Below are 22,436 nucleotides of genomic sequence, written 5' to 3'. Positions count from 1 at the left end.
CCTGCCGCAAACACGCCTCAGCCCGCCCGCAAGCTTCGCCGGTAGGCTTGCACGGTGTCCGTCCTCCGTGTGCTCGCCGCCGTCGCCTGCGTCCTGGGCCTCGTCGCCCCCGGCGCGGCCGCCTGGGCGACCCCGCTCACGGATCAGCCGGCAGCGCAGTCCACTCATGCGGCGACGGGTGTCGTCGTCATCGGCGCGGCGGGTCTCACCCAGTCGGACCTCTCCCCCGACCGCACTCCTCACCTGTGGTCCGCGGTCGAGGACGGCGCCGTCGCCAACCTGAGTGTGCGCACTCTCACTCCGGCCACCTGCGCCGCCGCAGGCTGGCTGAGCCTGGGTGCGGGCGCGCGCATGCACAGCGTCGACCTCACCCCGGACTGGTTCAGTCCCCTCCTCGCCCACACGTCGTGCCCGCGGATGATCGACCCGATCCCGGATGCGGCGACCGCTGTCGACGACGACACCGAAGCCGAGGTCCCGGGCCCCGCCGTGGAGGCCCCCGGCACCGCAGGCACCCCGCTCGAGGCAGGGCCGGCGACGTTCGAGGACTTCGACCGTGTCCTCACCGCGAACGAGGGCGCCGGCTACGGCGCGGCGCCCGGCGCCTTCACCCGGCCCACCACGGGTGCGGTGCAGGATGCGACGGCTCGGTCCGCGGGAGACGACTCCGACGCCGGAGCAGACGAGGCGACACCGGCTGACGGGTCGGACGGGACGGCGCCGGCCGACGGGTCGTGGTGCACGGCCGCGTACGGCCGCGGCGCCGCGTATGCGGCGGCGGACGCGGACGGGCACGTGCCGACCTGGGCTCCCGCGACGAGCCTCTACATGGACCCGGCCGCGACCTCGGCGACGGACGGCGCTGACGGCACGGAGGCGAGCACGGGCCGGACCGACGGGACCGGCGGAGACGACGAGACCGTCCTCGACAGCTGCGCGCTCACTCTCATCGACGCGGGCACCGCGGCGGACCCCACGTGGGAACCGAACGCCTGGCACGCGTGGAACGACGAATCGCTGGGCCGGACACGGACCGGGCAGATCGCCGCGCTGGACGCCCGGGTGGGCCGGATCCTCGCGCAGACCCCGGAGACCTCCGACGTCATCATCGCGGGGGTGGGCGACGCCGACTACCCCTCGCGCCTGCGTGCACTCATCGCAGTGGGGCCCTCCTACGAGCCCGGCACCCTGCGGTCGTCCTCGACCCGCCAGCCGGGCCTCGTGCAGCTCACCGACGTCCTGCCCGCCGCGATCGGGGCGGTGGAACTCGAAGCGGCGGGCACCTCGCCCGCCCAGTTCGTCGTCGACCCGTCCGACGACGCAGAAGCCCGCATGGACCGGCTCGTCGCCGACTCCCGCAAGGCCGGCACCGTCCACACCCACGCGCAGACCTTCAGCATCTTCCTCGACGTCGTCCACTACACGCTCACCCTCGCACTGGCGGTCCTCCTGCTGAGCTCCGTCGTCCGTGTGCTGCGGACGCGGGCACCCCGCACATTCCCCGCACTGCGCCGGTGGGGCACCTGGGTGTGCTTCACGATCGGGCTGATCCCCATGGGCAGCTTCCTCGCCGGCATCCTGCCGTGGGGACGCGCACCGAACCCCGCGTGGGGACTCGTCGGAGCGATCACGGTGGGCACACTCGCCCTCGTGGGACTCAGCGTCGCCGGCCCGTGGCGCCGGACGTGGCAGGGACGCATCGCCGCGGTGTCGCTCGTGACCGCCGCCGTCCTCGTCGTCGACGTCGCACTGGGGTCACGACTGCAGTTCAACGCGCTCATGGGCTACAACCCGATCGTCGCCGGACGGTTCTACGGTCTGGGCAACCAGGGGGCGGCGCTGTTCCTCGCCGCGGCCCTCCTGGGACTCGGGATCGTCGCCGCACGACTGCTGGACACGGGCCGCACGATCGCAGCCCGGGTGCTCGTCGCGGGCTTCGCCACCGCATCCGTGTTCGTTCTCGGCAACCCCGCGTGGGGCGCGAAGTTCGGTGGGACGGTCGCCGCACTGGTGGGCTTCACCGTGCTCCTGCTGTCGCTGTTCCGGATCCGGGTGAGCATCGTCCGGCTCGCACTCATCGGTGCGGGTGCGCTCGCGATCATCGTGGGTGTGGCAGGCCTCGACTACCTGCGGCCACCGGCGGCCCGGTCCCACTTCGGCAACTTCTTCGCCCAGGCGCTGGACGGGCAGCTGATCGAGGTCATCAGCCGCAAGCTCGAAGCCAACCTGCGGATCATCGTCATCAACCCCGGCCTGGCCGTCGTCGTGCCGCTCGCGGTCTTCACCGTCCTGTTCAGCCTCGCGTACCTGCGCCGCTTCGAACGCACCGCGCTCCTCGCCCGCCCCTGGGAGGACACCCTGCCGAAGGCACTCACCCACCCCACCGTCCACGCCGGCTTCCTGTCCGCCGCGATCGCTCTGGGTGTGGGGCTCGTCATCACCGACTCCGGCGTGGCCGTGCCCGCCACGGGGGCCATGATGCTCGTGCCGATGCTCGTCGTCATGAGCATCGGTGTGGTGCGTGAGGACGGCGCGGTGCATGAGGACGGATCGGTGAACGAGGATGGACCGCTGCGTGAGGACGAGCCGGAGCGCAAGCCACTGCCGACGGACAGCGAGGCGGCACGATGAGGCGGACACTCCTGGCGGTCTGGGCCGCGCTCCTCATCCTCGTGCTCACGGCGGCACCCGCTGCGGCGGGGACCACTGCCACGGAGACGACTGCCACCGGGACCTCCGCGACCTCTGCGGCGGGGACCGCTGCCGCGCAGACCTCTGTGACGGGAACGGCCGCGACGGGCAGTGCGTCACCCGCCCCCGTCCAGGACGAGACCCGCGCGCACCCCGTCATCCTCCTCGGATTCGCGGGACTCACCTTCGAGGACGTCGACCGCGACCGCACCCCGAACCTGTGGCGACTCGTGGATTCGGGCGCGGTCGGCGCGCTCACCCCCCGGTCGGTCCGCGCCACCAGCTGCGCCGCGGACGGCTGGCTCGCTCTGAGCTCCGGCCGTCGCGCCGCGGACGAACAGCGCCCCACCTGCAGGGTCCTGCACGAACCGATCGGCGGTTGGATACCCGACTGGGACATCTACCTGGGCCAAGCCGGCGAGGACAACTACACGCCCGCAGTCGGCGCACTCCGCGACACCGCCGACGAAGCGGACGTGCGGGTCACCGGCATCGGCCCCGGTGCCGCAATCGGCTCCGCGTCCGCGACCGGCCGCACCGACGACTGGCAGCCGCTGCGCGACCGCGGTGAGGTGGGCAGGCAGGTGACGGCGGCCTCGGGCGCGGCCGACATCGTCCTCGTCGACCTGGGCAGCGTCTACGCGCCGGGCCATTCCGTCGCGGACGTCGACGAGGCGGTGGGCGAAGTGCTGGACGCCGTCGACGAACTGCCGACCGCCGAGGCCCCCACTCTCATCGCCGCCTCGATCGCGGACGCACGCACCGACGACTCGCGGATGCAGTTCGCCGCCGTCCGCGGACCCGTCAGCGGCGACACTCCCGCCGGGGGCACCGGCTCGGCGCAGCTGCTCACCTCGTCATCGACCCGCCAGCCGGGCCTCCTCCAGGTCACCGACCTCACACCCACCCTGCTCACCGCCGCAGGGGTCACGGGCGCGGGAGGATTCGCCGGCGCACCCCTCACCTTCGTCGACGGCCCCGCCGACGCCGCGGGCAAGCAGCAGATCATGCTCGACCGCCAGACCGCAGTCCTCACCCAGGAGAGCATCTCCGCCTGGTTCTACGCAGCATGGGGCGTGCTCCTCCTCGGCCTGCTCACCGTCTGCGCCCTCATCACCCGCAGACGTGGGATCAAACGGGTGGCGAACGCGATGACCGTCGGCGGACTGTTCGCGGCAGCCGTGCCCGTGTCGACCTTCCTCGTCAACGTGCTGCCGTGGGAGCGCTCACCGTCCGCGGACGTCGCGATGCTGGGCGGGGTCGCAGGCTGGGCCGTCGTCATCACAGCACTCGCCCTGCAGGGCCCCTGGCGCAGGCTGCCCGCGGGAGCACTGGGCTTCGTCGCCGCGATCACGGTCGGGGTGCTCGCCGTCGACGTCACCACCGGCTCCTCCCTGCAGATGTCCACACTGCTGGGCGAACCCCTGCTCATCGCGTCGCGCTTCTACGGGATCGGCAACTCCGCACTCGCCCTCTACTGCACCGCGCTGCTCGTGGGCCTGGGCGTCATCTGCTCCTGGATGCGCCGACCCTGGGCGATCACCGCGCTCGTCGTCGTCGCGGTCCTCGCCTCCTGCGTCCTGCTGGCCACCCCCGGGCTGGGCACGAAGTTCGGATCCGTGCCGACCCTGGTGCTCGGCACCGCCGTCTTCGCCCTCACCGCCGCCGGGGTGAAGCTGTCGTGGCGGAGACTCCTGCTGTTCGGCGGAGGCGCCGCCGCCCTCATGCTGCTCGTGCTCTTCCTCGACTGGCTGCGACCCGCGGACCAGCGCACCCACTTCGGCAACTTCTTCGAATCGATCCTCTCCGGTGAGGCGGGCACCGTCCTGCTGCGGAAGATCGGGATGAACATCGACATCCTCACCCAGAACTGGATGACCCTGCTCCTGCCGGTCGTCGTGGCACTGGTCCTCTGGGCCGCGATCTCCCCCGCCCGCTTCCGCATCCCGCTGCTGGGCGAGTGGTACCGCGAGATGCCGCTGCTGCGCACCTCGATCATCTCTCTGACGGTGCTGCTGACCGTCGGCACCTTCATCAACGACTCCGGGATCGTCGTCCCCGCCGTGGGCATCCTCTTCCTCGTCCCCGCACTCACGCACCTCGCAGGTGTGCGGGCGAAGCGGCCTGCGGGCGGCGAGGCTGCGGAGCCGCAAAACTGAGGGACCGCGAAGCTGAGGGACGTGAATCTGCGGCTCGTGTGACGACGGGTCTCGAGGCTGCGAGCCGCATCAGCGAACGGTGACGCGGGCTCGGCCCGGACGTCGTACAGCCGACACCCGCCCCCGGCCGCCGCTGCCGGCGCAGATACGACGAAGGGCCTGCACGTCTCCATGCAGGCCCTTCGTGTCTCCAGGCACCTGAGTTCGGAACTCAGCTCACGGCAGTCCGTCCGCTGTGTGCGGCCGGTCCTCCACGACGGCTGACCGATCACACGTGTGCCCGGCGCCCTTCGTCAGGCCGCCGGGCCGCACGTGCGCTCAGAGGCCCTTGCTGCGCTTCCGGCTGGCTGCGAGTGCTGCTCCACCGGCTGCGACGAGTGCCGCGGCGAGGCCGAGGATCCCGCCCAGCTCCGCGCCCGTGCGCGGCAGCTTGCCGTTGTCGTCGTCACCGGCATTGTCGTCACGATCGCCATCGCCCTGGCCGTCGTCGCCACCGTTGCCACCGTCGCCGTTGCCGTCGTCGCCGTCGCCGTCGCCGTTGCCGTCGCCGTTGCCGTCGTCATCGCCGTCGTCGCCACCATCCGGGGCGGCGGTGACGGTGACGTCGAGTTCGAGCGAACGGGTGACGGGCAGCGGGTTGTCATCCCACCAGGCGTGCTCCGGATCCGCGGCGATCGTCGCCGTGACCGTGTAGTCGCCGGCCTCCACGTCGTCACCCGGGGTGACGGTGACATCCGTCGCCGTCGTGCCTTCCGCGATCTGCTCGAGGAGGGCGGATTCGACCGTCGGGGCGCTCGCCGCGTGGGCGGCTTCGACGCCGGACAGGTCCGCGGAGAACCCGTCGGGCAGCTCGAGAGCCAGCTCGAACGGTCCGTCGATGAGGCGCGTCGCCTCGGTCGTGAACGTGAGGTCCGCGTCCTCGCCCTGCTCGACCTCGATCGTCTCGCCGCCCTCGTACGAGAACGTCGCGGCGAGCTCCTCCGTGTTGATGACGTCCAGCGCGAAGTCCGCCTGACGCTCCTGCGGGTCCGCCTCCACGACGTCGCGCTCCTGGAAGTAGTTCTCCCACACGTCGAAGTCCGTGAGACCGGACTGCTCGAACTCACCGTTCGCGAAGGCGGAGAAGTTGTCGCCGCCGGACGCCAGGAAGCTGAGCGTCGCGACGCGGTACTCCGCGTCCGGGTCGATGTCCTCGCCGTTGACCTTCACGGACACGACGTGCTCGCCGCGCGGTGCCTCGGAGTCGTAGACGACGTCCAGCTCCTCGGAGAGGCCCATGTGGAGGAAGGAGCGGGACGCGCCGTCCGGCTGCCACTGCTCCTCGATCAGCTGGATGACGTCGTTGCCGGTGAGCGTCACGACTCCGTGGTCGTTGGCGAACGGCAGGACCGCGTTGAGCTCTCCGACGGTCACCTCGCCCGGCTCCTCGTCGCCGAAGATGTCGTCGACCTTGAGGTCCGTGCGCAGGCCGCCCGGGTTCGTCATGCCGAAGTCCGCTTCGTCGAGCTGCGACATCTCGACACCCTCCGTGAGGGCGTCGGCGACGAGGTTGCCCAGCGTGGACTCCCCGCCGCGGTTCTCCGAACCGTCCTCGTTGAACGCGCGGGTGATGTCGTCGTCGATCGTGCCGACGACCTCGGAGCCGATCTCGTTCGACTTCTCGATGGCGTCCGCGACGATCGAATCGACCTCGTCGACGACCGGCGAGTCGAACGTCTGGTCGGCGGTGTCGATCAGCTCCTGCTCGTCGACCGTCCAGTTGCCGTCGCCCTCGCTGGTGAGCGTCACCTTGCCGACGGTGTCGCCGTAGTTGCCCGACTGGACGACGGGGCGCGTGCGGTCCTCATCGCCCGGCACCGGTGCCTCGAGGTTCGTCCGCAGGTGGGAGTGGCCGAAGAACATCGCGTCGATGGACGCGTCCGCACCCGTGACGACCGCGTTGAACTCCTCGTTCGACTTCAGTGCAGAGTCGATGTCCGTGACGACGGCGGGGCCCAGGTGGGCGGTGAGGACCGTGACGTCCGGCTTCTCGCCCTCCGGCAGCGCTTCGAGCTCTGCCGCCGCATCGTTGATCGCCGTGACGGGGTCGCCGAACTCGATGTCGTCGATGCCGCCGGGGCTCACGAGCGTCGCGGTCTCCTCCGTCACCGCACCGATGACACCGATCCGCACATCGCCCTGCTCCACGATCGTGTAGGCGTCGATGCCGTCGGCGACCTCCGTGGTGCCCTTCTTGTACACGTTCGCGCCCAGGTGCGGGAAGTCCGCGCTCGCTCCCACCCGGTCGCGCAGATCCTCGTACCCGCGATCGAATTCGTGGTTGCCCGTCGCAGACGAATCGGTGCCGATCGCGTTGAGCACGTCGAGTGTGGGCTGGTCCTCCTGCGAGGACGACACGTAGGTGGACGCGCCGATGTTGTCGCCCGATGTGAGGAACGCCGTTTCACCGTCGAAGGCGGCGCGCTCACGTTCGACGACGGAGGCCACACTGTGGCCGGACTCCGCGATACGTCCGTGGAAGTCTGTGATGTTGAGCAGCTGAACCTGGGTGCCGGTGGGCGCTTCGCCGAAAGCGGGCAGCGCTGCGAGCGGCAGCACCATCCCGGTGGCGGCGGCGCCGGCGACCACACCGCGCAGAAGGGTCTTCTTCATCGTCGTCCTCACTGAGAAAGGTGGGTGTTACTTCCGAGATACTTGTGAATCCACCCGAAGAATAGCCTGTCTCTGCATGAATGAGGAGTGAATTCTCAGGATTCGCGACAGGAAGGTGACCGCCGCTCAGGTGCCCAGTTCCTCTGCCCGCCGACGATTGCGGGCGTTCTCCGCCTGCTGTGCCCACGCCTGGGGCCCGTCGGGGTAGCCGACTTCTTCGAGGACGAGCCCCTGCGCCGGCATGAGGTGGAAGGGCGGCAGCGTGTCGCGGTCCTCCCCCGCTTCCGCCCGGGCCAGCAGGCGAGCCGGTTCCGTCGGCGAGCATGCTCCGGTGCCCACCCGCACCAGTCCGCCCACCAGGGCGCGCACCATGTGGTGGCAGAACGCGTCCGCGCGCAGATCCAGGACGATCACGCCCGTCGCGTCACGCGCAGCATCGAAGTCCAGGAGCGTGCGGATCGTCGTCGATTCCGGGCGCGGCTTGCAGAAGGGCAGGAAGTCGTGGAGGCCCAGGACTTCCCGGGCGGCGCGCGCCATCGCCTGGGCGTCGAGTGCGCCGCGGTGGGTCGTGGTGTGGTGCGCGGCGAGGGGGTCGCGGAAGGCGTGTGCGTCCGCGATGCGGTAGGAGTACCTGCGCCACACAGCGGAGAACCGGGCGTCGAACGCCGCCGGCACCTGCTGCGCGGAGTGGACGACGACGTCCGGTGCGCCGAGGTGCCCCAGCACCCCGCGCAGCCTGCTCACCAGGCCGTCCGCAGGCTCCCGCGTGCGCGCACCGCGTCCGGTCAGACGCTCGACCACTCCGGGGGGCAGGTCGCAGTGGACCACCTGCCGCCGCGCGTGCACGCCCGCGTCCGTCCGTCCCGCGACGACTGTGCGCACCGGCTGCCCGCACACCTTCTCGAGACCCGCCTCGACCACCCCCTGGACGGTCCGCAGCGACGGCTGCACCGCCCAGCCGTGGAAGCCCGTCCCCGCGTACCCCAGGTCGACCCGGAACCGGACCGGCTGAGCCCCGTCTGTGGGGACCGGGGCGGATGCAGCCTCGCCGGACGGTGCCCTGTCTGTGGGAACGGCGGCGCGCGCGTCCGTCACCGTCACAGCCCCTCCGCGACACGGCCGGGCCGGTAGTCCTCCGCCCCGGGGGACGGACTGCGCTCGAGCGCGTGCGCGTCCCCTTCGGACGGGGTGTAGTCGATCTCCGTGATCGGTGCGTACGCGCCGCGCAGCGGAGCGGACAGCACCTGCGCGCGCCGTCGCATGTACGCGCGGACACTCGCGTTGTGGTGGCGGACCGCGGCGCCGATGTGGGTCTCGTGCTCGTCGAGCTGGGAGAAGAGGTCGCCTGCGAAGCCGACCTCGGCCTCGGCTGCGGTGGCCTTCTCCCGCAGCCCTGCGGCGACGGTCCGTGCGGCGTCGGTGACGACGTGTTCGGCGACTCCCGCATCGGACCGGGTGCGCACCGTCTGCGCGGTGACCACGGCCGTCTCGAGGTCCGCGATCCGCGGATCGCGGTCGCCCAGCGCACTGCGGGCCTCTGCGACGAAGACGGGGATGATGCCGTGCCGGGTGGACCGTGCGACGTCGAACTGCCTGCGCGCCTCCACGGTGAGCGACCGGTTGAGCGACAGCTGGTTGTAGCGGATCACGAGCGCCACAGACACCGCGATGACGGCCGCGAGCACCAGCACGAGCACGACCCAGACCATGCCAGTGCACCCTCCGCTCCCACGACCGCCTCAGGCGCCCACCGCACCCCGATACGGGCAGGATACACACGTTCGCGACGAGTTCTCCCGCCGGTCACCCGACCGTCCGCCTGCCCGTCATCTTCGTGCGCTGGGCTCGAGCATGTGAGAGTCGCACTGATCGCAGAGTCGTTCCTCCCGCAGACGAATGGTGTCACCCACAGCCTGCTGCGCGTCCTGGACCACCTGGCCGAACGCGGGGACGACGCCGTCGTCATCGCGCCGGGCAGCCGCGGCGACCGGCCCCGCGAGGTGGCGGGCGCGCCCGTCGTCCACGTCCCCAGCTTCGCGCTGCCGCGGTACCGCAAGGTGCGGGTCGCCCCCGGTGGAGTCGCCCGGATCCGCCGGCTGCTGGCGGGCTTCTCCCCGGACGTCGTGCACGTCGCGTCCCCCTTCGTGCTCGGGTGGCGGGGCGTGCTCGCCGCGCAGGACCTGGGGCTGCCGTCCGTCGCCGTCTACCAGACGGAGGTCCCCGCCTACGCCGCCCGGTACGGGATGCACGGGCTGGAGACGGTCCTGTGGAACCACGTCCGCACCATCCACCAGCACGCCTCGCTCACCCTGGCCCCGTCGTCGTACACCGTCGACCAGCTCACCGACCTGGGGGTCGAGGACGTGCGCCTGTGGGCCCGAGGCGTCGACTCCACCCGCTTCCACTCCTCCCACCGCTCCGCCGCGTTCCGGGCGCGGGTGGGGGTGAGTGAGGACGGCACCGGGCCCGAGGTCGTCGTCGGGTGCGTGGGACGCCTCGCCGCGGAGAAGCAGATCGAGGATCTGCGGGTGCTGTCGGGCCTGCCGAACGTGCGGGTGGTGATCGTGGGCGAAGGGCCGCAGAAGGACCGGCTGCGCCGCCGCCTGCCGGATGCGCACTTCACAGGGTTCCTGGGCGGGGACGCGCTGGCGCAGGCGGTCGCGAGCTTCGACATCATGGCCGCGCCCGGCGAGTTCGAGACGTTCTGCCAGACCATCCAGGAGGCGATGGCATCCGGCGTGCCGGTCGTCGCCCCGGCACGCGGCGGCCCGCTGGACCTCGTCGGCTCCTCGCGGACGGGGTGGCTGTACCGCCCCGGCGACCTCGCGGGCCTGCGCGCGCACGTGGCCGACCTCGCCGGTGATGCGGCGAAGCGCCGGGCGTTCGGGCGGACGGCCCGCGAGACCGTGCGGGGACGGTCGTGGAAGAGCGTGTGCTCGCAGCTGATCGGCCACTACTCCGCCGCGATCGCCCGCCCCGCGCCCCAGGCCGTCGGACGGTCATCCACCCGCGCCCCGAAGTGGGCGCAGGACCGGGTGTGAGACGACGCGGGCGTGAGTCGAGTGGCCCGGGTATGAGAAGAACGGCCCGGGTGCGAGACGCATGGTCCCCACGCGTGGAGGAGACCGGCGTGCGCCTGCGCCCGGGACCCGCCGTCAGCGCCCGGACGTGTGCGCGTCCCGTGCGTCGACGTAGTCGCTGACGTCCTCCGACGTCCACGTCTCGACGTTGTCGATGTCGGGCATCTCCTCCGCGAGGAAGACGGGGTCCTCCCCCTTCGCGACCTTCGCCCGGTAGTCACGCAGCAGTCTGAGCGCTGTGGGAGCGAGGACCGCGATGACAGCGAGGTTGATGAGCGCGATCGCGACCATCGACACCCCCGCGATCGACCAGGCCAGTTCGACGGTGATGACGGAACCGATGAACACCATGACGACCACGGACAGGCCGAAGGCGATGTGCCAGCCCCGCTTCGACGTGAGGAAGTGGACGTTCGCCTCACCGTACGAGTAGTTGCCCAGCACGGACGTGAACGCGAGCAGCAGCATGATGATCCCCAGGAGGATCGCGGACCAGGGGCCCAGGCTGTTCGTCAGCGACTCCTGCACCATGAGGAGGCCCTCACCCCCGGTCGACGTGTCCGGGAAGGCGACGAGCACGATGAACGCGGTGATCGAGCAGATGAGCAGGGTGTCGAAGTAGACGCCCAGCGTCTGCACGAGCCCCTGCTTGACGGGGTGGCTGACGGAGGCCGTCGCAGCGACGTTCGGGACCGAACCCATGCCCGCCTCGTTGGAGAGCATGCCCCGCTGGACCCCGTTGACGATCGCGGCACCGATGCCGCCTCCCACCGCCGCCTGCGGGTTGAACGCGCCGTCGACCAACTGGGTGAGGACCCGCGGCAGCTCTGAGAAGTTGAGCGCCACGACGATGAGGCCGACGACGAGGTAGATGACCGCCATGATCGGCACCATGTTCTGCGCGACGGTCGCCACACGCCGCATCCCGCCGATCACGATGCCGGCGGTGAGCAGGGCGAGCGCCGCACCCACGACGAACGGCAGCCATCCGAGGCCGGCGGGGTCCGTGAACACTCCGACCGCACCGCTCACCGCATCGGTGATGGTGTTGGCCTGCAGCGACGTGAACGCCAGGGCGAAGCAGAAGATGAAGAGCAGCGCGAAGAACGCGCCGAAGCCCTTGCTGCCCAGCCCGCGGTGGATGTAGAAGGCGGGACCGCCCTTGTAGGTGTCCTCCGCCCGGACCTTGTAGAGCTGGGCGAGCGTGGACTCGATGAAGCTCGCCGCGCTCGTGAAGAGGCACATGATCCACATCCACACGACGGCGCCCGGGCCGCCGATGAAGATCGCGCCGGCCACACCGGACACGTTGCCGGTGCCCACACGGGCGGCGGCGGAGATCACGAACGCCTGGAACGCGGAGAGGGACTTGTTGTCGCCCTTCGCCCCCTCTTCGGTCTGCGGCTTCTCCATGATGGACCGGAACATCGCCGGGAGCATGCGGATCTGGACGGCGCCCGTCCTCAGGGTGAACCAGAGGGCGATGACCGCGACGATCGGCATGCCGATCCATGTCCACAACCACCCCTCTGCGTCTCCGAGCCAGGTGTTGAGGTCGTCGATGAGTCCCATGCCCTTCACGCTAGCGTCAGACACACCTCACAACACAATCCCCGTTGTGTGCGTGTGCGGTGTGCGCGCCGCACTCCGAAGGGCGGCTCCGCTGGACGGGACGCACGCGCTGGCAGGCGGCGCGCCTATCATGGCACTGATCGGCTCAGACGAGCTTCGACCGACGCGAAGGAGTCCACGATGGTCAAGCGGCAGGTACCGAATCCGACAGAGATCCTTGAGCTCATGAAGTTCAAGAAGTTCGATCCGAACGGCAAGCGCCGCAGGCTCTCCGGCGCGCTCACCGTCGACGATCTTCGTCGGATCGCGAAGCGTCGCACCCCGGCCGCGGCGTTCGACTACACCGACGGGGCGGCGGAGGGGGAGTTCTCCATGACCCGGTCCGTCCAGGCCTTCGAGGACGTCGAATTCCACCCGGCGATCCTCAACGACGTGTCCCATGTGGACATGACCACGCAGATCCTGGGCGGCAGCAGTGCCCTGCCCTTCGGCATCGCCCCGACCGGTTTCACCCGCCTCATGCAGACCGAAGGTGAGATCGCCGGCGCGGGCGCAGCGGGCGCGGCGGGCATCCCCTTCTCCCTGTCCACGCTGGGCACGACGTCGATCGAGGACGTCAAGGCGACGAACCCGCACGGCCGGAACTGGTTCCAGCTGTACGTCATGCGGCAGAAGGAGATCTCCTACGGTCTGGTCGAGCGGGCCGCCGCGTCCGGCTTCGACACCCTCATGTTCACCGTGGACACCCCCGTCGCCGGCGCCCGCCTGCGCGACGCCCGCAACGGCTTCTCCATCCCGCCGCAGCTCAGCCCGTCGACGATCCTCAACGCGATCCCCCGCCCCTGGTGGTGGTGGGATTTCCTCACGACCCCCAAGCTGGAGTTCGCGTCCCTGTCGGAGACCGGTGGCACGGTGGGCGAGCTGCTGAACGCGGCGATGGACCCGTCGATCGACTACGACGACCTCGCGGAGATCCGTGCGCTGTGGCCGGGCAAGTTCGTGGTCAAGGGCGTGCAGACCGTCGAGGACGCGAAGAAGCTCGCGGACCTGGGCGTCGACGGCATCATCCTGTCGAACCACGGTGGCCGCCAGCTGGACCGGGCGCCCGTGCCCTTCCACCTGCTGCCGCACGTCGCGCGCGAGGTGGGGAACGACGTCGAGATCATCCTCGACACGGGTATCCGCAACGGTGCCGACATCGTCGCCGCGCTGGCACTGGGCGCCGACTTCACGCTGGTCGGCCGCGCCTACCTGTACGGCCTCATGGCCGGTGGGCGTGAGGGCGTCGACCGGATGATCGAGATCCTCTCCGACCAGATCGAGCGGACGATGAAGCTCATCCAGGTGAGCTCCGTGGCGGAGCTCAACCCCTCCCACGTCACGCAGCTGTCCCGGCTAGAGCGCCTGCCCGCACCGGAATTCACCCGCTCTCGCCCCGCGCAGGCCTGACTGCCGGGCGGGCCGCCCGGGCCTGACTGCCGGGCGGGCCGCCCGGGCCTGACTGCCGGGCGCACCGCCCAGGCCTGGCTGCCGGGCGCACCCCGCACAGGCCTGGCCGGCAGGCGCCGCCCTGCGCTCACCTGCACACGCCGTCCGGTGTGGCGCTCGCCTGCACACGCCGTCCGGTGTGGCGCTCGCCTGTACACCGCCCACCACACGCAGCGCCGCGGGACCGGTTACCGGCTGGTGGGACCAGTTACCGGTGGGGAGGACCCGCGAACTCGCCGGTCCTCCCAACCAGTAACAGGTCCCGCGGGAAGTGCAGGCGCTGCGGGAAGTGCAGGCGCTGCGACAACTCCAGGCACCGCGGGACGTGCGGACTGTTTCGGGAACTGCGGGCTCAGCCCAGCCCTCGCGCCTCCAGCGCCTTCCCCGTGTCCTGCGCGTACTTCACAGCGCCCAGCACCAGCGGGACGGTGCGGGCGGTCAGTGAGGTGTCGAGGCCTCGGGCGCGGGCGGAGTCTGTGGCGACGCGGGCGAGGTCGGCGAGCACCGGCAGGCTGCGGACGACCAGTCCCGCCGCCAGCCCCACCGTCGCCGGCTGCAGGCCGACGAACCGCAGCGGCCATGCGAGCACTTCGAACACGGCGACCAGTTCGCCGATCGTCGTCGTGAGCATGAGGAGCGCGGCGGCGAGGATGCACACGACGATCGTCGACGCGATGCGGGCCCCGTTGATCCAGTCGGTGAGCCACAGGTGGACCGCCACGACCCCCACGATGATGAGCCCGATCCGCAGGACCGGTGCGACGACCTCCCGCAGCGGCAGACGCGCCGTGAGCGCCACCGCCACGATGATGACGATGAGACCCGCGTTCACCGCCGCGTCGCGGGTGGCGAGCACGACGATGCTGAGCGCGGCGACCCCGGCGAGCTTCGCCCACGCAGGTGCGCGGTGGAGCCACGAATCACCCGGGATCCGGCGGCCCAGGAACCGCTGACGGGCTTTCACGCCTGGGCCTCGCGGGTGACGAGGTCGCGGTAGGTGGCGACGACCTCGGCGGGTGGGCCGTCCGCGTGCAGGCGGCCGTCGTGGATGAGGAGGGTGCGCTGGGCGTCGTGGGCGACCTCGAGGTCGTGAGTGGAGAGGATGGTCCGCACGCCGCGGCGGGCGACGAGGTCCGCGAGCACGGCCCGCAGCTTCTCCCGGTTCGCGAGATCCAGCAGGGTCGTCGGCTCGTCGAGCACCAGCACCGCCGGGTCGACGGCGAGGACGGACGCGAGCGCGACGAGCTGCCGCTGCCCGCCGGACAGCTCGTAGACGCTGCGTTCGGCGAGGTCCGCGACACCCAGTTCGTCGAGCACGTCGAGCGCCTGTGCCCGGCGGGCCTTCCGGTCGCGGACGGTGCGCTTGAGGGAGAGCTCCACGTCCTCGAGCGGGGTGGGCATGACGAGCTGCGCGGCGGGGTCGGTGAACACGAAGCCCACGCGGCGGCGGACCTCCCGGCCGTGGGAGGCGACGTCGAGGTCGTCGACCGTGACGCTGCCCTCATCGACGGGGATGAGGCCGTTGATGAGCTGGAGCAGCGTCGACTTGCCGGACCCGTTCGCGCCGATGACGGTCACGGTGGGTTCGGTGAGCGCACACGTCACGTCGGTGAGGATCGCACGGCGAGTGGGTTCGTCGGGCCTGCGGTCCGACGCCGGATCGAGCACGTGCACGCCCGCGCGGTCGAAGACGATGCTCATCGGCGGACGAGGACCCCCGGGAACGCGCGGTGGACGACGACTGCGAGGCCGGCGGCTGCAGCGTTCTTGATGATGTCACCGGGCCAGAACGGCATGTCCGCGACGAACGCCTGCGGGAACGTGAGGCCCAGGTTGACGGACATGCCGACGATGCCCAGCGGGTGGACGGTGAGGAAGCTCGTGAGGACGCCGCCCACCAGCAGCAGCGCCCACAGCTTCCAGCCGCGGAACCGCTTGACGAGCCAGGCTGCGACTGCGCCCAGTGCCAGCGCGTAGAGCGGGAAGGCCAGGAGATAGCCGGCCGACGGCCCCGCGAGGACACCGAACCCTCCGGTGAAGTTCGCGAGGATCGGCAGGCCGATGAGGCCCAGCGCCACGTAGAGCGCGGAGGCGAGGAACGCGCGCGCCGGGCCCAGCACCATGCCGGTGAGCGCGATGCCCAGCGTCTGCAGGGTGATCGGGACGCCCGCCCCGCCCACGGGGATCGCCGGCATCGCCGCGAGCACCGCGATGAGGGCCGCGAAGACCGCGACGAAGGCGAGGTCGCGGGCACCCCAGCGGCCGTGACTGCTCACTGCCGCTGCGCCCGCGGAGCCCGCCGCCGAGGTCTCGGCAGCACCCGTCCCCCTCACCCCCGCGGGAGGTGGAGTGGGCACACCGCGGTCCGCGGAAGCTGCGTGTGACATGGGATCTCCTTCGTGTGGAAGCAACCGTACCCCTGAACAGCGTTCAGGGCATGCGTCACACAGTAGCTGAACAGTGTTCAGGAGCAAATTTCACGGGCACCGCCACGAGGCAGCCACCGCCCGAAACGACAGAAAGGGGGAGCTTCAGCTCCCCCTTCTGCCTCACGCGGCGCGAGCGCGCCTCTGCCTCAGCAGCGCGCGCTCACTCCCATTCGATGGTGCCCGGCGGCTTCGACGTCACGTCGAGGACGACCCTGTTGACCTCGTCGACCTCGTTGGTGATGCGGCTGGAGATCTTCGCGAGCACGTCGAACGGCACACGTGTCCAGTCGGCGGTCATCGCGTCCTCGCTGCTGACGGGCCGCAGCACGATCGGGTGTCCGTAGGTGCGGCCGTCGCCCTGCACGCCCACGGAGCGGACGTCCGCCAGGAGCACGACGGGGCACTGCCAGATCTCGTCGTCCAGTCCCGCAGCGGTGAGTTCCTCGCGGGCGATCGCGTCGGCACGGCGTAGGATCGCCAGGCGTTCCGCGGACACTGCGCCGACGATCCGGATGCCCAGGCCGGGCCCGGGGAACGGCTGGCGTCCCACGATCTCTTCCGGCAGGCCCAGCTCACGGCCGATCGCGCGGACCTCGTCCTTGAAGAGTTCCCGCAGCGGCTCGACGAGCTGGAACTGGAGGTCCTCCGGAAGGCCGCCCACGTTGTGGTGGCTCTTGATGTTCGCGGTACCCGATCCCCCGCCGGATTCCACGACGTCCGGGTAGAGCGTCCCCTGGACGAGGAATTCGATGTCCCCGCCGGATTCGCCCCGCGATTCCGCGACGAGTTCCGCAGCGGTCTGCTCGAAGCTGCGGATGAATTCGCGGCCGATGATCTTGCGCTTGGTCTCCGGGTCAGTCACACCGTCGAGCTCGCCGAGGAACGTGTCCACTGCGTCGACGGTCACGAGCCGCACACCGGTGGAACCGACGAAGTCCTCCTCGACCTGGCGCCGCTCCCCTTCGCGCAGCAGCCCGTGGTCGACGAAGACGCACGTGAGCTGATCGCCCACCGCCTTGTGCACCAGCGCTGCCGCGACCGCGGAATCGACGCCGCCGGACAGCCCGCAGATGAGCTTCTTGTCGCCCACCTGCGCGCGGATGCGGGCGACCTGGTCGTCGATGATCGACTGGTTCGTCCAGTCGGCTTCCAGGCCGGCCACGCGGAAGAGGAAGTTCTCCAGGACCTTCTGGCCGTTCTCCGAGTGGAGGACCTCCGGATGCCACTGCACACCGGCGATCTTGCGGCCCAGGTCTTCGAACGCGGCGATCGGGGTGGAGGAGGTGGAGGCCAGCACGGAGAAGCCGGCCGGGGCCTCGGTGACGGAGTCCGCATGGGACATCCACACGGTCTGGTCGCCGCTCACACCGTCCAGCAGCGCACCGGAGTCCGTGACACTGGCGACAGTGGACCCGTACTCGCGCTGTCCGGTCTTCGCGACGGTCCCGCCCAGCGCGTGGGCGACGGTCTGGAAGCCGTAGCAGATGCCGAACACGGGGGTGCCCAGGTCGAGCAGTCCCGCGGGAAGGGCGGGCGCACCCTCCTCATTCACCGACGAGGGTCCGCCGGTCAGGACGATGGCGCGCGGTTCCTTCGCGGCGATGTCGCCTGCGGATGCGGTGTGCGGGATCACCTCGGAGAACACACCGGCTTCCCGCACACGGCGGGCGATGAGCTGTGCGTACTGCGCGCCGAAGTCGACGACGAGGACCGGACGGGACTGCGGGTGCGGGACACCGCTGACGGAGGGGGACTCACTCATGGGCGCCATCTTACGGTGAGTCATACGGTGCGGCGTAACGAGCGTCGCCGTCGGCCGCCCTCGCGGAGCGGATGCGTCCGACACATCGGGCTTCCGTACCGGCTCCCCCTACGCGCGCTCCTCCACGGCCGCGACCGCGTCGCGCACCGCGACGACCAGCTGATCCAGCGGCAGCCCGCGCGCCCGCGCGGTGGCGACGGCCTCGGCGGCGTAGGCCTCGACCCGCGGATCCAGGCCCGAGGCCGTCGGCAGGTTCCCCGGGTCGATCCCGTCCGCGATCCGTGTGCCGGCACCCCGACGGGTCGTGATGATGCCGGCCTCCTCGAGCTCCTTGTAAGCCCGGGCGACGGTGTTGGCAGCCAGTCCCTGGTCGGAGGCGAGCGCGCGGATGGCGGGCAGTTTGTCACCCGCGAGCAGTCCACCGTCCGCCACGCAGTCGATGACGCCGCGGCGGATCTGCTCGTACGGCGGTGTCGTGCCGCCCTCATCGGTCTGTCTCAGATAGTCGTACTCGCCCATGTGTGCTCCTTCAGTGCTCGGTTCGTGCTGCTGTCGGCTGCTGGAGACGCGGGCCTTCCGGGGCGCACGGACCCTCAGTCCCCCAGCGTTCCGGACAGCCGCTCGCGCATGCGGCGGCTCGCTTCGTTGAGTCCGTGGACGTCGACGGTCTTGCCGTACGACGCGTACTTCTCCGTCACGGAGTCGATCGCAGCGACCGTGGAGGCATCCCACACGTGCGATCGATGCATGTCGATGACGACGCTGTCCGGATCGTCCGCGTACTCGAACATCGTGTAGAGGTCGTTGGAGGATGCGAAGAACAGTTCGCCCTCGACTGTGTAGCGGGCCACCACACGAGCGGCCGCGTCGTCGCTCGAGGGCTCGTCCACCTCGACAAGCCCGCCGTCGCCCGCATCCCCGCTTGCGTGCGGGCCCTCGTCGACGATCTCCCGCTTGACGGTCACGAAGTGGGCCACACGGTTGGCGAAGGCCACCATCGCCACGAGCACGCCCAGCCCCACACCGATCGCGAGGTTGTTCGTCCACACCGTGCCGATGACGGTCACGAGCATGACGGTCGTCTCCGACTTGGGCATGCGCCGCAGGGTCGACGGGCTGATCGAGTGCCAGTCGAACGTCGCCCAGGACACGAAGATCATGATCGCGACGAGCACCGCCATCGGGATGACTGCGACGACGTCTCCCAGCAGCACGACGAGGACCAGGAGGAACACGCCCGCGCAGAACGTGGAGATCCTGGTCCGCGCGCCGGACGCCTTCACGTTCATCATCGTCTGCCCGACGACCGCGCAGCCGCCCATCCCACCCAGGAACCCGGACACGATGTTCGCAGCACCCTGCGCCCACGATTCGCGGGTCTTGTTCGACCGGGTGTCCGTGATGTCGTCGACCAGCTTCGCGGTGAGCAGCGATTCGAGCAGCCCCACGACCGCCATCGCCAGGGAGAACGGCGCGATGATCTGGAAGGTCTCCCACGTGAGTGGCACGTCCGGGAGGAAGAGCATCGGGATCGCGTCCGGCAGTTCGCCCCGGTCGCCCACGGTGGGGAGGTTCCATCCCATGAGGACGACGACCGGGGTGAGCACGAGGACGGCCATGAGCGGTGCGGGGACGACCGTCGTGATCCGCGGCAGCAGGAACACGATGAGCAGGCCCGCTGCGCAGACCGGGTACACCAGCCAGGGCACACCGATCAGTTCCGGCAGCTGCGCCATGAAGACGAGGATCGCCAGCCCGTTCACGAACCCCACCATCACCTGGCGCGGGATGAACCGCATGAGCCGGGCGGCCCCGATGACCGCGAGGATCACCTGGAACACCCCGGCGAGGATGACGGCGGCGATGAGGTGGTCCACCCCGTGGGAGGCGGACAGGGGTGCGATGACGAGCGCGACCGCGCCGGTCGCGGCGGAGATCATCGCGGGACGTCCGCCCAGGATCGCGGTCGTCACCGCCATCGTGAAGGAGGCGAACAGGCCCACCCGCGGGTCGACGCCCGCGATGATGGAGAAGGCGATGGCCTCCGGGATGAGGGCCAGCGCGACGATCAGCCCGGCGAGGACTTCTGTCCTCAACCACCCGAAGCGTGTGAGGGTGCGACGGACGCTCTGCCGTTCGTACGGATCAGCCCGAACCGTCATTCCTTCGGTGCGACGACGACTGCCGCGTCCAGCTCCGCCACGACCTGTCGGTGGATGCGCCGTTCGAGGATGAACGACATGACCGGCACGACACCGGCGAGCGCGAGGACCAGCAGGCGCTTCACCTTCCACCGCATCGCCTGGTTGAGCCAGAAGCACGCGATGAGGTAGACGACGTAGCACCAGCCGTGGCTGATGGCGATCGCCGCCGCGAGGTCGAAGCCGCCGAAGTTGAGCGCCTCACTGGGGGAACCTCCCAGCACGAACGGGACGTAGAGGTACTTGTAGAGCATCTCCACCGTGAGGATCATGAGCATCGTGCCGGTGATGAGCGCCATCACGCGGTAGAAGCGTTCGGCGTTCCGCGCGGAGGTGAACTGCTTGACCGTCCACACGTCGTCGGGGTCGAACTGCGGAGCGGCGTCGGGGTTCTGCGTCACTTCGGTACTCCTCCTGCGTGCAGGTCCTTCTCGCCGGCCTGCTTGACGATGACGTATTCGGTGGGCCCGCCGGCCTCGTTCTCCTGCTGCGTGCGGTAGGCGTCGCGCAGGAGGCTGAACCAGATGTAGAACGCGAATCCGGCGAAGAAGACCCATTCGACCGCGTACACGGCCGACTGCCAGTCGAACCCGCCGCTCTGCTCCTTCTGCAGGTCGACCTGCACCATGTCCCCGCCTGCACCGGTCATCTCCGCGGTCTCCGGGAAGACGATCCCGGAGTAGGAGTACACGTCGAAGAAGTTGACCAGCTGCGAGCTCGACACGCTGCGCACCTGCCCGTCGGGCAGGTCCGAGGCCGGCACCGGACCTTCGACCGGGCCCAGCCGAGCCACGAGGTCGATGTCTCCCGTAGGTGCCGGGTGAGCCGTCGCCGAGGCGGTGTCCGGCACCCAGCCCCGCACGACGGGGATGGCGACGGGTTCTGCCGTGGCGAGGTCGGGCGACGCGAGCTGCGCCTCGTCTCCCAGCTGCGCGCCGGCCACCTCGAACATCGTCACGATCCAGAAGCCGGATTCGCCGTCGTGGTAGCGGTCGGTGACCAGCACCTGGGCGTCTGCGAGGTAGTGGCCGGTGAGGCTCACCCTCTGATCGGACAGGCGGCCCGGCATCGGCACCTGCGCGTCCAGCACGTCAGTCAGCGGCTTGACGGAGTCGACGTCCTGCGCGGCGACGACCTCGTTCTTGTGCTGTGCGCGGTCGACCTGCCACATGGAGAGGCCGACGAAGATGCTCGCCAGCGCGAGCACCAGCACAAGGAACGACAACCACCGCGGGGTGAGGGCGAGCTTGAGCACTCAGAGGGTCTTCCGCTGATCTGTTTCCGGGGACACGACGACGTCGACGCGCTGGAACTCCTTGAGTTCCAGGTAGCCGGAGGTGGCCATGGCACGGCGCAGCGCACCGGCGATGTTCACTTCGCCGATCGCGGTGTGGCCGGGGCCCTGGAGCACCTGTTCGAGCGGGCCGACGGTGCCCAGTTCCACCTTGTGGCCGCGCGGCATCTGTGGGTGGTGCGCTTCCGCACCCCAGTGCGATCCGCCGCCCGGTGCTTCGTCCGCGCGGGCGAGCGCGGTGCCCAGCATGACGGCGTCCGCACCCATCGCGAACGCCTTGATGATGTCGCCTGAGTGGCCCAGTCCGCCGTCGGCGATCACGTGCACGTAGCGGCCACCGGATTCGTCCATGTAGTCGCGGCGGGCGGCGTGGATGTCTGCGATGGCCGTGGCCAGTGGCACGCGGATGCCGAGCGTGCGGTGGGTGGTGGAGGAGGCTCCCCCGCCGAAGCCGACGAGCACGCCTGCCGCACCGGTGCGCATGAGGTGCAGCGCAGTCGTGTAGGTGGCGGCACCGCCCACGATGACGGGGACATCCAGTTCGTAGATGAACTGCTTGAGGTTGAGCGATTCGTCCGCGCTGGACACGTGCTCCGCAGAGACCGTGGTGCCGCGGATGACGAACAGCTCCACACCGGCTTCGACGACGGTGTTCCAGTGCTCGAGCGTGCGCGCCGGCGACAGGGCCGCCGCCACGGTCACCCCCGCGTCACGGATCTCTTCGATGCGCGCGGTGATGAGCTCCGGCTTGATCGGCTCCGAGTAGATCGCCTGCATGCGTGCGGTCGCGGTGCCGCGGTCCAGGCCCGCGATCTCGTCCAGCAGCGGCTGAGGGTCCTCGTAGCGGGTCCACAGACCTTCCAGGTCGAGGACGCCCAGGCCGCCCAGCCTGCCCAGTGCGATCGCTGTGGCGGGCGACATGACGGAGTCCATGGGTGCGGCGATGAACGGCAGGTCGAAATGGTAGGCGTCGATCTGCCACGACAGGTCGACGTCCTTGGGGTCACGGGTGCGGCGGGCGGGGACCACCGCGATGTCGTCCAGCCCGTAGGCGCGACGACCCCGCTTTCCCCGGCCGATCTCAATCTCTTGGCTCACCCTCCCAGCC

General features: G+C 70.3%; 17 protein-coding genes. 4 read left to right on the top strand and 13 right to left on the bottom strand.

From position 1 onward, the window contains the following. The first annotated feature begins 54 nt into the window (after positions 1-54). Positions 55-2,631: a hypothetical protein gene (locus JFC09_RS12125; RefSeq protein WP_198394287.1), complete on the top strand. Its 2,577-nt coding sequence runs from the start codon at positions 55-57 to the stop codon at positions 2,629-2,631. Next, positions 2,628-4,850, top strand: coding sequence for a hypothetical protein (locus JFC09_RS12120; protein ID WP_198394286.1), 2,223 nt, complete (start codon positions 2,628-2,630; stop codon positions 4,848-4,850). The genes JFC09_RS12125 and JFC09_RS12120 overlap by 4 nt, the downstream gene beginning before the upstream one ends. 318 nt (positions 4,851-5,168) lie before the next feature. On the opposite strand, the gene JFC09_RS12115 is transcribed toward JFC09_RS12120, so the two are convergent. The 3 genes from JFC09_RS12115 to JFC09_RS12105 all read right to left on the bottom strand — a co-directional run bounded on the left by JFC09_RS12115 (position 5,169) and on the right by JFC09_RS12105 (position 9,211). Further along, a complete protein-coding gene (locus tag JFC09_RS12115; RefSeq protein WP_198394285.1) occupies positions 5,169-7,502 on the bottom strand; it encodes a 5'-nucleotidase C-terminal domain-containing protein in 2,334 nt (777 codons plus the stop codon). Positions 7,503-7,628: 126 nt separating this feature from the next. After that, positions 7,629-8,597 (bottom strand): tRNA pseudouridine(38-40) synthase TruA, encoded by a 969-nt coding sequence (gene truA / locus JFC09_RS12110; protein WP_198394284.1) that lies wholly within the window; start codon positions 8,595-8,597, stop codon positions 7,629-7,631. Between the two features lie 2 nt (positions 8,598-8,599). After that, positions 8,600-9,211 (bottom strand): hypothetical protein, encoded by a 612-nt coding sequence (locus JFC09_RS12105; protein WP_198394283.1) that lies wholly within the window; start codon positions 9,209-9,211, stop codon positions 8,600-8,602. A 144-nt stretch (positions 9,212-9,355) separates the two neighbouring features. Here JFC09_RS12105 and JFC09_RS12100 point away from each other — a divergent pair, with 144 nt between their 5' ends. Continuing rightward, complete coding sequence (locus JFC09_RS12100) at positions 9,356-10,543, top strand: glycosyltransferase family 4 protein (RefSeq protein ID WP_198394282.1); 1,188 nt, start codon at positions 9,356-9,358, stop codon at positions 10,541-10,543. Between the two features lie 114 nt (positions 10,544-10,657). Here JFC09_RS12100 and JFC09_RS12095 read toward each other — a convergent pair whose 3' ends face one another. Next, positions 10,658-12,154, bottom strand: coding sequence for an alanine/glycine:cation symporter family protein (locus JFC09_RS12095; RefSeq protein WP_198394281.1), 1,497 nt, complete (start codon positions 12,152-12,154; stop codon positions 10,658-10,660). A 180-nt stretch (positions 12,155-12,334) separates the two neighbouring features. Here JFC09_RS12095 and JFC09_RS12090 point away from each other — a divergent pair, with 180 nt between their 5' ends. Beyond that, a complete protein-coding gene (locus JFC09_RS12090; RefSeq protein ID WP_198394280.1) occupies positions 12,335-13,603 on the top strand; it encodes an alpha-hydroxy acid oxidase in 1,269 nt (422 codons plus the stop codon). A 391-nt stretch (positions 13,604-13,994) separates the two neighbouring features. On the opposite strand, the gene JFC09_RS12085 is transcribed toward JFC09_RS12090, so the two are convergent. From JFC09_RS12085 to JFC09_RS12045, 9 genes are all read right to left on the bottom strand, one after another. After that, positions 13,995-14,606 carry an energy-coupling factor transporter transmembrane component T family protein gene (locus tag JFC09_RS12085; RefSeq protein WP_198394279.1) on the bottom strand — a complete coding sequence of 204 codons (612 nt, stop codon included), beginning with the start codon at positions 14,604-14,606 and terminating at the stop codon, positions 13,995-13,997. Next, positions 14,603-15,343: an energy-coupling factor ABC transporter ATP-binding protein gene (locus JFC09_RS12080; RefSeq protein ID WP_198394278.1), complete on the bottom strand. Its 741-nt coding sequence runs from the start codon at positions 15,341-15,343 to the stop codon at positions 14,603-14,605. The genes JFC09_RS12085 and JFC09_RS12080 overlap by 4 nt, the downstream gene beginning before the upstream one ends. After that, positions 15,340-16,029 (bottom strand): biotin transporter BioY, encoded by a 690-nt coding sequence (locus tag JFC09_RS12075; protein ID WP_198394277.1) that lies wholly within the window; start codon positions 16,027-16,029, stop codon positions 15,340-15,342. Before JFC09_RS12075 ends, JFC09_RS12080 begins: the two co-directional genes overlap by 4 nt. A gap of 202 nt (positions 16,030-16,231) precedes the next feature. Continuing rightward, the gene (gene guaA / locus JFC09_RS12070; protein WP_198394276.1) at positions 16,232-17,833 is read right to left on the bottom strand and encodes a glutamine-hydrolyzing GMP synthase; all 1,602 of its coding nucleotides are present in this window, start codon (positions 17,831-17,833) and stop codon (positions 16,232-16,234) included. A gap of 108 nt (positions 17,834-17,941) precedes the next feature. Then, entirely contained in the window at positions 17,942-18,352 is a 411-nt protein-coding gene (locus JFC09_RS12065) for a GntR family transcriptional regulator (protein ID WP_198394275.1), read from the bottom strand. 74 nt (positions 18,353-18,426) lie between these two features. Next, entirely contained in the window at positions 18,427-19,995 is a 1,569-nt protein-coding gene (locus JFC09_RS12060) for a SulP family inorganic anion transporter (RefSeq protein ID WP_198394274.1), read from the bottom strand. Then, positions 19,992-20,435: a DUF3817 domain-containing protein gene (locus tag JFC09_RS12055; RefSeq protein ID WP_198394273.1), complete on the bottom strand. Its 444-nt coding sequence runs from the start codon at positions 20,433-20,435 to the stop codon at positions 19,992-19,994. The genes JFC09_RS12060 and JFC09_RS12055 overlap by 4 nt, the downstream gene beginning before the upstream one ends. After that, entirely contained in the window at positions 20,432-21,289 is an 858-nt protein-coding gene (locus JFC09_RS12050) for an SURF1 family protein (RefSeq protein WP_198394272.1), read from the bottom strand. The genes JFC09_RS12055 and JFC09_RS12050 overlap by 4 nt, the downstream gene beginning before the upstream one ends. Continuing rightward, positions 21,290-22,426, bottom strand: a complete 1,137-nt coding sequence (locus JFC09_RS12045; protein ID WP_198394271.1) for a GuaB3 family IMP dehydrogenase-related protein — start codon at positions 22,424-22,426, stop codon at positions 21,290-21,292. Positions 22,427-22,436: the final 10 nt, after the last annotated feature.

The organism is Brevibacterium yomogidense, assembly GCF_016107685.1.
Lineage (GTDB): Bacteria > Actinomycetota > Actinomycetes > Actinomycetales > Brevibacteriaceae > Brevibacterium > Brevibacterium yomogidense.
Note: the sequence above shows the minus strand (reverse complement) of the source record. Positions and strands in the feature narration are given on the sequence as shown.

Bases quoted from the DNA above. Each gene is read 5' to 3' on its own strand.
- JFC09_RS12120 (WP_198394286.1), top strand. From the start codon at position 2,628: ATGAGGCGGACACTCCTGGCGGTCTGGGCCGCGCTCCTCATCCTCGTG.
- JFC09_RS12115 (WP_198394285.1), bottom strand. From the start codon at position 7,502: ATGAAGAAGACCCTTCTGCGCGGTGTGGTCGCCGGCGCCGCCGCCACC.
- JFC09_RS12105 (WP_198394283.1), bottom strand. From the start codon at position 9,211: ATGGTCTGGGTCGTGCTCGTGCTGGTGCTCGCGGCCGTCATCGCGGTG.
- JFC09_RS12095 (WP_198394281.1), bottom strand. From the start codon at position 12,154: ATGGGACTCATCGACGACCTCAACACCTGGCTCGGAGACGCAGAGGGG.
- JFC09_RS12090 (WP_198394280.1), top strand. From the start codon at position 12,335: ATGGTCAAGCGGCAGGTACCGAATCCGACAGAGATCCTTGAGCTCATG.
- JFC09_RS12080 (WP_198394278.1), bottom strand. From the start codon at position 15,343: ATGAGCATCGTCTTCGACCGCGCGGGCGTGCACGTGCTCGATCCGGCG.
- JFC09_RS12075 (WP_198394277.1), bottom strand. From the start codon at position 16,029: ATGTCACACGCAGCTTCCGCGGACCGCGGTGTGCCCACTCCACCTCCC.
- guaA (WP_198394276.1), bottom strand. From the start codon at position 17,833: ATGAGTGAGTCCCCCTCCGTCAGCGGTGTCCCGCACCCGCAGTCCCGT.
- JFC09_RS12065 (WP_198394275.1), bottom strand. From the start codon at position 18,352: ATGGGCGAGTACGACTATCTGAGACAGACCGATGAGGGCGGCACGACA.
- JFC09_RS12060 (WP_198394274.1), bottom strand. From the start codon at position 19,995: ATGACGGTTCGGGCTGATCCGTACGAACGGCAGAGCGTCCGTCGCACC.